At 69.2% G+C, this 13138-nt stretch carries 15 protein-coding genes; 4 read left to right on the forward strand and 11 right to left on the reverse strand.

Annotation, left to right across the window (positions count from 1 at the left end; genetic code table 11):
- Positions 1-10: 10 nt before the first annotated feature.
- Together NE2_RS04960 and NE2_RS04965 are read right to left on the reverse strand one after the other, a co-directional pair.
- Complete coding sequence (locus tag NE2_RS04960) at positions 11-1534, reverse strand: acetyl-CoA acetyltransferase (protein WP_063024599.1); 1524 nt, start codon at positions 1532-1534, stop codon at positions 11-13.
- Positions 1535-1625: 91 nt separating this feature from the next.
- Positions 1626-2495 (reverse strand): class II glutamine amidotransferase, encoded by an 870-nt coding sequence (locus NE2_RS04965; protein WP_063024270.1) that lies wholly within the window; start codon positions 2493-2495, stop codon positions 1626-1628.
- Between the two features lie 237 nt (positions 2496-2732).
- Here NE2_RS04965 and NE2_RS04970 point away from each other — a divergent pair, with 237 nt between their 5' ends.
- Positions 2733-2975, forward strand: coding sequence for a hypothetical protein (locus tag NE2_RS04970; protein ID WP_063024601.1), 243 nt, complete (start codon positions 2733-2735; stop codon positions 2973-2975).
- A gap of 4 nt (positions 2976-2979) precedes the next feature.
- Here NE2_RS04970 and NE2_RS04975 read toward each other — a convergent pair whose 3' ends face one another.
- Both NE2_RS04975 and NE2_RS04980 read right to left on the reverse strand, forming a co-directional pair.
- The gene (locus NE2_RS04975) at positions 2980-3231 is read right to left on the reverse strand and encodes a hypothetical protein (protein ID WP_030516939.1); all 252 of its coding nucleotides are present in this window, start codon (positions 3229-3231) and stop codon (positions 2980-2982) included.
- Between the two features lie 45 nt (positions 3232-3276).
- On the reverse strand, positions 3277-3723 hold the full coding sequence (locus NE2_RS04980; protein ID WP_063016795.1) for a GreA/GreB family elongation factor: 447 nt from the start codon (positions 3721-3723) through the stop codon (positions 3277-3279).
- 199 nt (positions 3724-3922) lie between these two features.
- On the opposite strand from NE2_RS04980, the gene NE2_RS04985 reads away from it, so the two are divergent.
- Positions 3923-5452: a PucR family transcriptional regulator gene (locus NE2_RS04985; RefSeq protein ID WP_063024272.1), complete on the forward strand. Its 1530-nt coding sequence runs from the start codon at positions 3923-3925 to the stop codon at positions 5450-5452.
- A 36-nt stretch (positions 5453-5488) separates the two neighbouring features.
- On the opposite strand, the gene NE2_RS04990 is transcribed toward NE2_RS04985, so the two are convergent.
- On the reverse strand, positions 5489-6328 hold the full coding sequence (locus tag NE2_RS04990; RefSeq protein ID WP_218018559.1) for an amidohydrolase family protein: 840 nt from the start codon (positions 6326-6328) through the stop codon (positions 5489-5491).
- A gap of 47 nt (positions 6329-6375) precedes the next feature.
- Between NE2_RS04990 and NE2_RS04995 the strand changes: the two genes are divergently transcribed.
- Positions 6376-6741, forward strand: a complete 366-nt coding sequence (locus tag NE2_RS04995) for a MerR family transcriptional regulator (protein ID WP_063024276.1) — start codon at positions 6376-6378, stop codon at positions 6739-6741.
- Positions 6742-6874: 133 nt separating this feature from the next.
- Here the strand turns inward: NE2_RS04995 and NE2_RS05000 are convergent, their stop codons facing one another.
- From NE2_RS05000 to NE2_RS05015, 4 genes are all read right to left on the reverse strand, one after another.
- The gene (locus tag NE2_RS05000; protein ID WP_063024278.1) at positions 6875-7174 is read right to left on the reverse strand and encodes a hypothetical protein; all 300 of its coding nucleotides are present in this window, start codon (positions 7172-7174) and stop codon (positions 6875-6877) included.
- Between the two features lie 113 nt (positions 7175-7287).
- A complete protein-coding gene (locus tag NE2_RS05005; RefSeq protein WP_063024280.1) occupies positions 7288-7710 on the reverse strand; it encodes a sigma factor in 423 nt (140 codons plus the stop codon).
- Between the two features lie 82 nt (positions 7711-7792).
- Positions 7793-8893, reverse strand: coding sequence for a GGDEF domain-containing protein (locus tag NE2_RS05010; RefSeq protein WP_063024282.1), 1101 nt, complete (start codon positions 8891-8893; stop codon positions 7793-7795).
- A gap of 222 nt (positions 8894-9115) precedes the next feature.
- Positions 9116-9703, reverse strand: a complete 588-nt coding sequence (locus NE2_RS05015) for a TetR/AcrR family transcriptional regulator (RefSeq protein ID WP_063024284.1) — start codon at positions 9701-9703, stop codon at positions 9116-9118.
- Between the two features lie 81 nt (positions 9704-9784).
- On the opposite strand from NE2_RS05015, the gene NE2_RS05020 reads away from it, so the two are divergent.
- Positions 9785-10687: an alpha/beta fold hydrolase gene (locus NE2_RS05020; protein ID WP_063024286.1), complete on the forward strand. Its 903-nt coding sequence runs from the start codon at positions 9785-9787 to the stop codon at positions 10685-10687.
- A gap of 6 nt (positions 10688-10693) precedes the next feature.
- Here the strand turns inward: NE2_RS05020 and NE2_RS05025 are convergent, their stop codons facing one another.
- Positions 10694-11833 (reverse strand): phosphotransferase family protein, encoded by a 1140-nt coding sequence (locus tag NE2_RS05025; RefSeq protein WP_063024288.1) that lies wholly within the window; start codon positions 11831-11833, stop codon positions 10694-10696.
- A 48-nt stretch (positions 11834-11881) separates the two neighbouring features.
- Positions 11882-13108 carry a cytochrome P450 gene (locus NE2_RS05030; RefSeq protein WP_063024290.1) on the reverse strand — a complete coding sequence of 409 codons (1227 nt, stop codon included), beginning with the start codon at positions 13106-13108 and terminating at the stop codon, positions 11882-11884.
- Positions 13109-13138: the final 30 nt, after the last annotated feature.

Genomic DNA, 13138 nt, shown 5'->3' on the forward strand with positions numbered 1-13138 from the left:
CCGCGGCCGGTCACGGCACCATGACCGCGGTGTTGCCCTTCTCGCTCGACGTGACGAGGATGTCGCGGCCGATCGGATCATCCACCGCGGCAAGGCTTTCCGGCGCCATGATCGCCAGGAACCGGCTGTCGTCGGCGTGCAGGCGCCCGACGACCAGTCCGGTGCGCGGCTCGAATGCGTGGCGCACGGTGTAGGTTTCGATCCGGGCCGGCCCGTCGGCGCGGGCCCGGCTGGGCACCTGCTGGGCCGACGCCACGGCGCGCTGCAGGTGCGCGCTGCGGTCGGGCTCCCAGGGCGCCGGCGTGGTCGAATACACCCCGACCGAGTATTTGCTCATGATGCCGCCGTTGGCGCCCACCAGGCCGAAAGCGCCCGGCTGGTCACGCATCCGGGCCACGGTCTCGGCGATCGCGTGCATCGAGTAGTTGTTTCCGGGGCCGCCGAAGAACGGCAGCCCGCCGGTCACGGTGAGCCCGCGCGGGTCGTCGGTGGCCAGTCCGGTGCCGTCGCAGAAGTTGAACACCGCGACGGGGAAGCAGCTGTAGAGATCGAGGGTGGTGAGGTCGTGGAGCCCGATTCCGGCCACCCGCAACGCTTCTCGCGCCGCCGTCCACGCGGTGGGCGCGGCGCCGAGGTCGGGGCGCGCGAGCAGGGTCTGCTCCTCGAGGTCGGCGTGGCCGCGCAGATATACCAGTTTGTCGTCGGGGATGCCGAGCCGGCGGGCTGTGCCCAGCGACATCACCACGGCCGCGGCGCCGAGGTTGACCAGATCGCGGGCCACCATCAGGCGTGGAAACGGGTCGCAGATCATCCGGTTCGAGTCGGTGACGGTCGCCAGTTCCTCGGCGCTGCGCTCGACCGGTGCGGCGGCGAGAGGGTTCTTGGCGGCCACGGAGGTGAACGGCGCCAGCAGTTTTCCCATTTCCAGGCGATACTGCTGCGGTGTCGCGCCCACGCGCGCGCGGCGGGCGTTCTCGAGCAGGCCGTACTGGGTGGGTGCGCCCATGACGGCGTGGGCGATCAGGTTGTCGTCGACGAACGATTCGTATCCGAAGCCGCGGTCCTCGAGCTGACCGGCGGCGGTTTCGGTGAAGTCGGGTCGGTCGTCTCGGCCGGCGTAGTGGCGCTCGGTCGAGATCGCGTCCGATCCGGTGATGAGCACCGATTCCAGTCGCCCGGCGGCGATGTCGGCGGCGAACTCGGTGAGCAGATGTTGCGGGCCCTGCCCGCCGACCACCTCGAGCACGGCGCGGGGCGGGTCGATGCCCAGTCGCCGCGCCACCGAGCGCGGGTAGTTGTCGGAGCGGCCGAGCGGGGCGCGCACCGGCGCCGATATTTCGAATTGGCGCACCCCGGCGATGAGTTCGACGCTCGCGGCGGCGTCGGCGTAGCGGACCTCGGTGTCCTCGAGGGCGGCGCGGGCGGCCGCGGCGGCGAGGTCGACCGACGACATCTGCCGGTATTCGGAACTGTCGATGCGGTCGATGGCCTGTCCGACGCCCACGACGACCGGCGTACGCGAATCCACCATCAGCGGACCCCACCACTGCGCGCGGTCGTGCCGGCTCCCCGTCTCATGCCAGTGACAGTAACACGGGAAATAGAACCTGTTACAGACGTTTGTCTCAGGTGGTGGCTCGTTGTGAGGCCGCGGCGTGCTCACCGAGATCGGCGAGAGTGAGCCGGTGCCGCGGCGCGTGGTCGACGACGGCGTGGCGGGTGGTCACCAGATCGGGTCCCACGTGCAGCAACCGGCCCACCGGCAGATCACGCCAGCCGGGATCGCCGTCCATGCGTTCGGTGGCGATGACCACGGCCGGATGGTCGGCCAGCGCGGGGGAGTGGGCGCGGATGGGGCCGGTGCCGGCGTGGTCGAGGTGTTTGCCGCCGCCGGGTCCACCCGCGGCACGTTCGAGGACGAACAGGTCGTGGGTGTCGGGATAGCGCAGCGCCCACAGATCCTGGGCGGTGGTGAGCACGAAGTTCAGCGCGAACACCGGCAGGTTGTCGGCGATCCACCCGACCGCCGCGCCGATCCCGGCGACGACATCGCCGTCGTGTTCGTCGATGCACCGGGTGACGAGCGCGAAGACCCGTTCGGAATCGGTTTGCCCGGCGACCAGATCGCGGTAGTCACCCAGCGCGCGTTCCAGTTCCGGCAGGCCCCCGACGACACCGTTGTGGGCGAACAGCCGCCCGTGTTGCTCGAACGGGTGGGTGTTGGCCGCGACCGTCGCCCCGGTGGAGGCGTAGCGCACGTGAGCGAGGAAGGTCGCCGATTCGCACTCCATGGCCTCGCGCACGAACTGCTTGTCCTCGTAGGCGGCGATGGGCTGCTTGCGCACCAGCGGCCGGCCGTCGGGTTCGAAGGTGCCCAGCCCGGTGCCGTCGGGTTCGCGGCGACTCTGCCGCGCCAGGCTGTCGGAGGCCTCCAGCAACCAGAACGTCGCGTGCACCCGCTGCGGTGCCGCGCTGAGCCCGAACAATCGGCACATCGATTCACCTTTCGCCGCGCCGGCACGGACCGACCATCCGCCTCGGACGAAAATGCTTGTCGCGCTTCGATACTCAGTGCACGGCCATCCGTGATTCCCGTCGATGACGCGGCCACGGCCGCCGGACCGACCCTACTCGGCCGCGGCCAAACGCGAGGCCCTTCGGCCCTGGATCGGCGGTTGCCCGCCGTGCACTATGAGGTGATCGAAATGTGACGGAACCGGAAAGAGGTGCTCGTGGCGAGGAAACGGTGGAGCGAGCTGGACGAGCGGACACGGCGGCTGATCGTGGCCGCGACCGTGGTCGAAGGGATCTTGAAAATCGCGGCGCTGATCGATATCGCGCGTCGGCCGGCCGCGGAGATCCGGGGGTCGAAACTGCGGTGGGCGACCGCGGTGACACTGCTCAACTCGGCGGGTACGGTGCCGATCGCCTACTTCCTCGCCGGACGCCGGCAACCGGGCCACACCCACTCCTGAGGCCTCACCGTTCGCCGCGATAGTCCTGGCATCGGCAGCGCTCGGCCGCCGGCCCGGCGCCGCCGTCGCGCGAGACCAGGACTCCGGCGTCCACGGCGCTGCGGCAGCGGCCCGATACCGGGTCGTGCACGATATTGGAGTGCCCGCAGTGCGAGCACAGTCGGCGCGTCACCTTCCGCGGCACCAGAACCAGCAGCACCAGTGCCGAGAACGCGACGGTGACACCGACGAACCTGAGCAGATGTGGCCAATCCATTTCACGACCTCACTTTCCGGCCCAGTCCACCGCGGCCGACCGCGATCAACGCCGCCGCAGGTGCATGCCGTAGGGGACCGCCTCGAGCAATGTCACGTTCACCGACGCCCCGCTGGGAATCCGGTACGAGCACACCTGCCCGGGCCGGGCGCCGGTGAGCGCGCTGCCCAGCGGCGACTCGGGCGAATAGACCTCCAGCTCCTCGGTGTCGGCGCCGTCGCGCCGGCCCAGCAGGAAGGTTTCGGTCTGCTCGTCGTCGAACCGGACGGTCAGCACCATCCCGGGTTCGGCGATGCCGTCGTCGGCGGGCGCCTGCCCGACCACGGCACGATCCAGCAACTCCTCCAACTCCAGCCGGCGCAACCGCCGCCCGGCCGCGGACTGTCCGTCCTCGTCTCCGGGACCGTGCTGCGCCGACCGCAACTCCAGTAATTCCCGCCGTAGCCGCTCGTACGCGTCCTGCGTCAACCAGACGCCTTCCGTTCCGGTCATCTCATTCTCTTCGTCCACTGCCGACAACACCCCGGACCCCGGACGGCACCACATCCGCCGCACCGAGGTCCATCTCCAGAGTGACCCGCCGGCACACCGGCTACATTGTCAGCAGGAAACAATCTCGATCGCACAGGTTGTCTGTGGCGAACAGCGTGGCGCTCGCCCCGTGTCCAGGAAGGAGCGGTGATCTGCGCCGATGGTGAAACTGGATCGGTTGATCAATATCGTGAGCCGCTACGGCGCCCGCCTGCACGGCACCGTCGTGGACCGCACCGTCGAGATCCACAGCGTCGCGGTCCACGATCCGATTCGCCCGCACGCGGCTACCGGCGACGTGTTCCTCGCCGTCGGCGCCGCCGACCTGGCCGAAGCGCTCGCCCTGGGCATCGACGCCCGCGCCGGCGTGATCGTGGCCCGCACCTCCGAGACACCGGATGCCCGGATCCGGCAGCTGCTCGACGATCGCGGCCCAGCCCTGATGACCATCGATCCGAGCGTGTCCTGGAGCCAGATCGCCTCGGTGGTCTACGGGCTCGTCCTCGAGGGCCGCGAAACCGAATCCGGACGCGGTCCCAGCGACCTGTTCGCCCTGGCCGACACCATCTCCGCGTCCCTGGACGGACCGGTCACGATCGAGGATCAGCTCTCACGCGTGATGGCCTACTCGACCGCGCACCACGACACCGACCCGGTGCGCTCGGACACCATTCTGGGCCGCCGCATGCCCGATCGGGTACGCCGATTCTTCGAGGAGCAGGGCATTTTCGCCCATCTCGCGCGCTCCGACGCACCGCGCTACATCCCGCCCGCGCCCGAGCACGGGTTGCACGGGCGCACCGTGGCCGCGGTGCGCGCGGGCCGGGAGCTGCTGGGTTCGGTGTGGGTGTCCGGCCGTGAGCCGCTCTCGGCGGATCGGGCCAGAATCCTGCAGGAAGGCGCGCACACCGTCGCGCTGCATCTGCTGCGTTCGCGGGTCAGTGCCGATTTGGAACGGCAGGTCGAGTCGGAGCTGGTCATCGAGCTGATCGAAGGCAGTCCCGACGCGGAGGCCGCGATCGGCAAGCTCGGTATCCCGGCGCGCGATCTGCGTGTCATCGCGTTGCAGGCCCATGCCGAGCAGGAACGCAACGCCGGCATCCTGCTCGCGTTCGAGCGCGCCACCACCGGCTTCGGCTGGTCGCGCGTGGGTCGCAGCACGCTGTTCGGCAATACCGTCTACACGCTGCTGCCGGCCGGTGAGGACCCGGCACCGGCGTATCGGTGGATCGCCGACATCGCCGCGAGCCTGCCCGCGCACATGACCGTGGTCGCCGGCATCGGCGGCACCGCCGACGCGCGGGAGCTGCCCGCGAGCCGCCAGGAGGCCGACGAGTGCATGGCACTGCCGGCGACCACCACCCCGGAACCGGCCTGCTACGACACCGCCTGGGACCGGGTCCTGATCCAGCGCCTGCGCTCGATGGCCTCCACCGGCCGGCTCCCGTCCCGAGATCCCGTCGCCCAGCTGGCGGAGATCGACGAGCGGGCCGGCACCCAGTACCTGCCCACGCTGAAGGCCTGGCTCGAAGCCCACGGCGATCCCGCCACCGCGGCCCGCACCCTGGCCGTGCACCCCAATACCGTGCGTCATCGGATGCGGCGCATGCGCGAGCTGGGGTTCCTCGACCCGGATGATCCGGCCAAACGCACGGCGATGCTCATCGCCTTGTCGATCCACACAGGGTGAGCTCGGGCCGGTGAATCGGTGGAGACGGTCGTGAGTTCAGAAGATGCCCAGCAGTTTTCCCAGGGTTCCTCCCAGCACCAGGTCACGCACCTCGCCGGGAGCGGTGACCCGTTCCACGGCGGTGCGGGCGAGTACCGGGTCACCATAGGGAGCGTCCGAGCCGAACAACGTCCGCTCGGGAATCTCGCGGATCGCCAGCCGCACCGCGAAAATGATGGTGGCCGTGGACAGTTCCAGATACATGCTCGGTGTGGCCCGCACCAGTTCGATCGCTTCCATCCAGTTCATCCCGCCGAGCTGGCTGACCACCAGCGGAACCGCCGGGTATCGCGCGGCGAGACGGGACAACGTGCGCAGGTCGTCCGCAGTGGTGGGGGCAGAACCGTGCACCACGACCGGCAGCCCGCCGTGGTCGTGCGCTGCGGCGAGCAGGGGCTCGATCCGGGCAGCCTCACCCACGGGAGGTGTGAGTTCCCCGATACCGCGCAGTCCGCGACCCACCACTTCGCGGTCGATGAGGGCCGCGAGGTCCTGTTCGGGCAGGTTCAGCGGCACGGAGCCGAATCCGATGAACCGGCTCGGGTGCGCATCCAGAGTCCGATGAAGCTCCGCCCAGGCGGTGTGGTATCTGTCGATGCTGTTCTCACCGCCTGCCAGGGCATCGTCGAGGACACTCATCTCGCGGCGCAGTGAGGCAAGATCGACGGCGCGTTCCGGATGTGCTCTGGTCCCGAAGAGCACAGCGCGATCCACCCCGGCGGCGTCCAGGGCGGTGAGGTGGCTCTCGACCGGGTCGTGGACATGACTGTGGGCATCGATGATCAAGGGTTCCTCCAGAAAATCGGGGGCCGCTGGAATGCGGCGAGGCACGTCCACTGTTGCTGCTTGACACTGTTGGAAGGTCAAGCGGGAGAAGAAAAGACGTGCTCATCGGAGAACTGGCCGAGCGGACCGGGACCAGCGAACGCCTCCTGCGCTACTACGAACGGGCAGGGCTGCTCCGGGCCGAGCGCCGGTCCAACGGATACCGGACCTATGACGGGACCGCTGTCACGACGGTCCTGCGGATTCGGGCTCTGCTCGCGGCGGGTCTGCCGACCCGCATCATCCGCCAGATTCTTCCCTGCACCGACGCCGAGGCCACGGTCATGCCCTGCCCCGGCGTCCTGGACGCGCTGCGCGCCCAGCTCCGTGTCCTCGAGCAGCGATCGGCAGAGCTCAGTGCAGCCAGGAACGTCCTGCTGCAGACCATCACCACCGCAGAAGCCGCCGCATCTGCCGCGCCATGAGCCCGGCAACGGGCACCTCGGGGCAGCCGCGGGCTCCGTTGCTGTTCTCGCTACGGGCATCGAAACCGGATGACTGCTGAAACGCGCTGGCGCCGTAAAGCTTTCGCCGAACAGCCGGCAGCCGGTGTCGCTGTCAGTGTTCGTCGTAGTGGCCGTCGTGGGGCGCGTGCCGATGCCCGTCGTGGAGATAGTCGACATGATCGCCGTGCGGGATGGCGACGTGTCCGCAGCCTTCGCCGTGCACGTGCTCGTGTCCGGCGTGTTCGGTGTGCCCGCTCGGTTCGCATTCGTCGACGTGGTCTCCGTGTACCCGGTGGATATGGCCGTCGTGCAGGTAGTCGACGTGATCGCCGTGCGGGATGGCGACGTGCCCGCAGCCCTCGCCGTGGGTGTGCTCGTGTCCGGGATGGGTGGTGTGCCCACTGCTCGTCATCAGCGTTGCTCCCTTCGCTACGGCTCCCTCGATACTTCGTATCCTCGCAGGCATCGAGGCATTTGCGAAGGGATTGCCCGCCCACTGCCCGCCGCGGATTTCACACCGGCCGGTCACTCACCGCCGGACCGGATGTGGAAGACGCCGGCGGTGAGGAAGTCGCCGCGGTGCACCACCAGCAACGCCATCGACAGCGACTCTGCTCGTTCGACGCCGACGCTCGCCTCCTCGTCGGACACCAGCGGTTCGGGCAACCACTGGCCGACGTAGCTCTCGCGGCGTCGGTTCACCTCGGCCCGCTTGGCCAGCGCGGCGTTGGCCGCGACCCGGACGAGGTAGGCGCGGGGGTTCTCGACCGGCTCGGCGCCGGGATCGCGATGCCGCCCGGCCCACGCCAGCCACACGTCCTGCAGCACGTCTTCGGTGTCGGCGACACTGCCGAGCATGGTGTAGACCACCGAGAACAGCAGCTCGCGATAGGCGAGGAACCGATCGGTGAGCTCGTCGCCGGCGGCATGCTGCGGCGTCGACGCCATGGTGAACCTCCTCGGCCGTTCGATCGTCTGCCACCACAGAGTCCCCGAACCGCCCGGGCGTGGCATCACCCGCCGACCGGGGTTATCCGGTTGCCCGGTGGTGATCCGGCGGTGGGGTGAGGTCGTCGAGCACCACCAGATTTCCCCCGGCCTGTTTGGCCCGGTACATGGCGGCGTCGGCGGATTGCAGCAGCCGGTCCGGGGTCGGTCGCGGGCATTGCGGGCAGATTCTGGCGTCGTAGACGGCGACACCGACGCTCGCGGTGACCTCGACCGTGGTGTCCGACGGTTCGGCGACCGTGCGGCGCAGGCGCTCGGCCTCGGCGCGGGCGAGATCGGCGGCGATCGGCGCGGCGACCACGAATTCCTCGCCGCCCGTGCGGGCCACCACCGCGGAGCGCCCCGCGGCCTCGTGCAGGCGCCGGGCGGTTCGCGCCAGCACGGTGTCACCGACGCGGTGACCCCAGGTGTCGTTGACGTTTTTGAATTTGTCGAGGTCGAAGGTCATGACGCTGATCGCCGGGTGCCGGTCGACCAGGATCGGGAGCCGGATCTCGAGGCCGCGGCGGTTCAGCAGTTCGGTCAGCGGGTCCGACAGCGATTCGGTGCGCAGCAGCCAATAGAGGATCTGCAACGCGGGCAGGGCACTGACCACCGACACGAACAGCAGCAGCCCGACCGCGAGCGCCAGGCGCAGTTGCCCGCCGCCGGTGGCGATGCGCACCGACACCACGACCACCGCCAGCAGCGACCACGCCGAGTGCGCGGCCAACACCCGCGCATTGTGGAAGAAGCCGAGGTAGCTGCCGGTGACCACGAGCAGTACCGTGCCCATCGCCGCGAACACCCGATCCGGCACCTGCAGGAATTCCAGGATGAACAGCACGTCGGCGCCGCCGATCAGCAGCAGCGATTCGGTTTTACCGGGCCAGCGCAGCAGCCACCAGCGCAGTGCCCACAGCACCCCGCACGAGACCCCGACCGCGGACGCGATGCCGGGATGGCCGGGCGGTCCCACCGGCGAGCCCGTGATCACCGCTCCCATCGCCGCGATCATCGCCCCGGCGACACCGACCAGCACTTTCAGCGGACCCAGCGCCGATCGGGCCGTCAGGCTGCGTACCAGCCAGCAGTAGTCGACCGGATCGTTCCACCAGGCCCGCAGTGTCTTGCCGCCATTCATCGACTCACCCTCGCACCCGGCCGGTTGCCCGGCCGTCGCTCGTTACCGGTGCGAGAATCCCTGTGCGAGGACCTCAGGAATCTCACCAGCTGATCCGCAGCAGTCTAGACCGGCAACTCGGGCCCATCGGGCAAAAATGTGGCACTTGCGCGACGGCCGTCGCGACCGACCGGCCTCGGCGCATCCCGCGCGTGCCGCCTCGCCGGGATCGTGCGCATCGGCTCAGCGATCGCCGGCCGCCAGCAGCAGACGCGCCACCGAGGTCAGCCGGTTGGTCATCTCCTGGTAGCTGTAGTAGCCCATCCCGGCCTGGATCATCGCCCCGCTGACGGCGATGTTCAGGGCGTCGAGAAGCTCGCCGGTGCACGCGTCGCCCAGGGCGGTGCGGACGCGCTCGCTCATGGCGGCACCGATGCGGGTGCGCAGGGCCGACACGTCGGGGTCGTGGCTGAGGATCGCGGCGGAGGCGGCCAGACTCAGTTCCGGTTCCTCGGCCATCACGTCACCCATCTCGGTGAACACGGCCGCCAGCCGCTGCGACGGCGTATCTCCGGTGACCGGCCGCGCACACCAGGTGCGGATCCGGCGCCAGTACGCCTCGGCCACCAGATGCTGTTTCGCCGAGAAGTAGCCATAGGCCGTGGCGTGGGTGAGCCCGGCGCGCCGGCACACCTCCCGCATCGACAACTGGTCGTAGCCCTGTTCGCGCAGCACGTCCAGACCGGCGTCGAGCAGGCGGTCCACGGTCTCGGCGGAGCGCCCGGCCAGAGAGCGCCGGGCCGGGCGAGGATGTATCGCGGCCTCCACCATGGGTCAGACACTAGGATATACGCCTGTAAACAGCAAAGCCGACGCCGGACCCAGCGGGTGCGGAACGACCGACGAGGCACGATGGCATCCACCTCCACTCCCGCGCCGGGGCGCACCGAATTCGATCTAGGACAGGTCACCCTGCACGCCCTCACCTGGGGCGACCCCGCGGCGCCGCTCGCACTGTGCCTGCACGGCTACCCCGACACCGCCTGGACGTGGCGCCATCTCGGACCCGCGCTGGCAGAGCACGGGTACTACGCCGTCGCACCGTTCAGCCGCGGATACGCTCCGTCGTCGGTGCCGGCCGACGGTGACCTGTCGACCGGTTCGCGCGTCGCCGACGCTCTCGGCATCGCCGAACGCCTCGGCGCCGACCGGGCCGTCGTCATCGGCCACGACTGGGGCGCCTTCACCGCGAATGCCATTGCCGCACTGCCCGAATCACCGTTCCGGGCCTTCGTCGCCGCGGCCGTTCCGCCCCTGGCGAGCGTCCGGATCAGCCGCGGCGACCTCGCCCGCCAGGTCGGGCGGACGCTGGCGCAGTCGGTGAACAGCTGGTACATCCTCGCCAACCAGTTCCCCGCCGTTCCCGAACGATTGTTCACTCCGATGACGGCATTCCTGTGGCGGCGATGGTCTCCGGGCTACGACGCCACCGACGACCTCGCTCACCTCGCCGCGTCCGCGCCGCCGCAACACCGCTCGGCGATCATCGGCTACTACCGGCAACTGGTCCGCCCGCGGCCGACGCGACCCCGCGACCTCGACCGACTGCTGATGAGCCCACCGATCCAGCCCATACTGCAGCTCTACGGCGCCACCGACGGATGCCTGCGCCCCGGCTTCTTCCGCGATCTGGAGCGACACCTGCCCGCGGGAAGCCGCGTCGTCCGCATCGAGGACGCGGGGCATTTCCTGCATCTGGAGAAGCCGGAGGAGGTCGACCGGATCATCCTCGACTACCTCGGACCGGGCCGGTAGCCGCGGTCACTGCGCCGTTTCCCCGATTAGCCGGCGCAGCAACGCCGCGTGGTAGAACAGCGACTCGACATCCTCGGGTCGCTGCATCTCCCCGAAGTGCACCCGCCGGGCGCCGGTGCGCAGGAACACACACGCCCAGACCACGGCCGAGTAGACGTAGAACCACCGCAGGTTACCGAGTTCGACACCGGTGAGGCGACGATACGTGTCGCGAACATCGTTCTCGCGCAGCACATTCGGCAACCCCGGCAGGCCGGCCAGCCCGCTCAGCTCCTGAAACACCATATGCGCGAACACACACCACGCGACGTCGAGTTCGCGGGGGCCCACCGTGGTCATCTCCCAATCGAGGACCGCGGCCGGACGGAAGTCGCGGTAGAGCACATTGCCTATCCGCGCGTCACCCCACAACAGCACGGTCTCACCGGCCGCGATCTGCTCGGGCCAGTGGGTGTCGAGCCATTCGAAGGCACGCTCGACCAGCGCTGAACCCCCGATGTCGGGTACCGAGAAGTCGTACCACGCCCGCAGCCAGGCCAGATTCTTTCCCAGCGCGGTGTCGCCGGCGCGGTCGGCGACGAGGAACCCGAATGCGCTGCCCGCGTCGGGAATCGAGTGCAGCTTCGCGAGCACCTCGATGGTGGCGTCCTGCAGTTCGCGCTGCTGCTCGGGGGCCGCGTCGAAGAACCAGTTGCCGCCGAACGTATACGGCATCACATCGGGCGGGACGATTCCCTCGACGTAGTCCATGATGAAGAACGGCGCACCCAGCACCGTTCCCGTGTTCTCCAGAAACCGCACCCGTGGGACCGGAATGCCGGCCCTCGTGCCGGCGGCCTCGATCACCTGGGCCTGATGATCCAGACGGTAGACCGGGAAGACCGGGACGTCGGCCTCGGTGGGCGCCACCCGCATCACCCATTTCCGATCCACGACGGCGCCGTCGTCGTCCCAGCGGGCGGTGAGCACGATCGTCTCCGAGGACATGCCGTTGGCGTCGATCCCGCCGACCACGGTGATCTCGGGCCGCTGCCCGTTCGGCATGACCGTGGCCAGCCAGTCGGCGAGGATCGAGGGCAACTGGGTGACGTCGCGGCTCGAGCTCTGCAGTCGGCTGACGTTCTCCACGGTCGGTTCGGTAGCCACTGGCTGCCTCCTTTCACTCGGGCGGGTCACCCACGGGCCGCTCAGATCTCATCGTGCGCCGATCGTGACCGGCATATGCCGGATACCGGTGTGTTTGTTGCTGCGGACGTACTCGACGGGCCCACGCGGAGTGAGGGTTTCGACCCGATCCAGCAGTGCGTCGAACATGACCCGCATTTCCATCCGCGCCAGCGACGCGCCCAGGCAGAAGTGCACGCCGCGCCCGAAAGCCACGTGTGGGTTGGGGTTTCGGGTGATGTCGAAGCGATGCGGGTCGGTGAACACACTGTCGTCGCGGTTGGCCGAGGCCCACCACAGCGTGACCTTGTCACCGGCGGCGACGCGGTGGCCGCCGATCCACACGTCCGCGGTGGCCGTGCGCCGGTTGTAGGGCGTCGAGGACGCCCAGCGCAGCATCTCCTCCACGGCCGCCGGCAGGCGAGACCTGTCCTGCTGCAACTGTTTCCACAGCCGCGGCGATTCGCTGAGTGCGGCCGTGCCGATGGCGATGGAGTTGCGTGTCGTCTCGCTGCCCGCGGCCACGACGAGGGACAGGAACAGGTGTTGTTCGGCATCGGTCAGCGGCTCGTCGTCGACGAGTACGTGCGTGATCACCGACAGCAGATCCTCACCCGGCGCGACGCGTTTGCGCTGCAGCAGCTCCGCGGCATAGGCGAACATGCGAGCCTGTGCCCGCGCGAGACGGTCGTCGACCTCACCGACTTCGCGGCCGTCGTAGTCCAGGGTGACGTTCGCCCAGTTCATCAGTTCGTGGCGATCGGCTTGCGGCACACCCGCCAGTTCGGCGACGGCCTGCAGCGGCAGTTCCGCGGCCACGTCGGTGAGGAAGTCGCAGTCACCCTTCGCCACGGCCGCGTCGACGATATCGGCCGCGCGCCGGCGCAGGTCGTTCTCGATCCGCCGCAGTGCTCGGGGAGTGGTGCTGGGGGCGAGCAGGCGACGGATCTTCGCGTGGCGGGGATCGTCCATCATGTTCAGCAGCGCCCCGACCGGCACACCCAGCGGCATATCCTCGAGCGTGGTGCCGCCGCCGTCGCGTCCGCCGCCGGATTCGGAGGAGAACACCGTGGTGTCGGTGGCCGCGGCGACGATGTCGGCGTAGCGGCTGAGCACCCAGAAACCGTCGCCGCCGGGGCTGTGCGCGGTGGGCGGATGAAACCAGACCGGCGTTTCCCGCCGCAGCCGATCGAATATCCGATGCGGGAAGCCATTGGTGAACCGGTCCAGGGCGGTGAGGTCGATATCCTCGTGCACGACGTGTCACCTCCTTGCCCACATCACGCT

It is taken from the genome of Nocardia elegans NBRC 108235 (assembly GCF_001612845.1).
Taxonomy (GTDB): domain Bacteria; phylum Actinomycetota; class Actinomycetes; order Mycobacteriales; family Mycobacteriaceae; genus Nocardia; species Nocardia nova.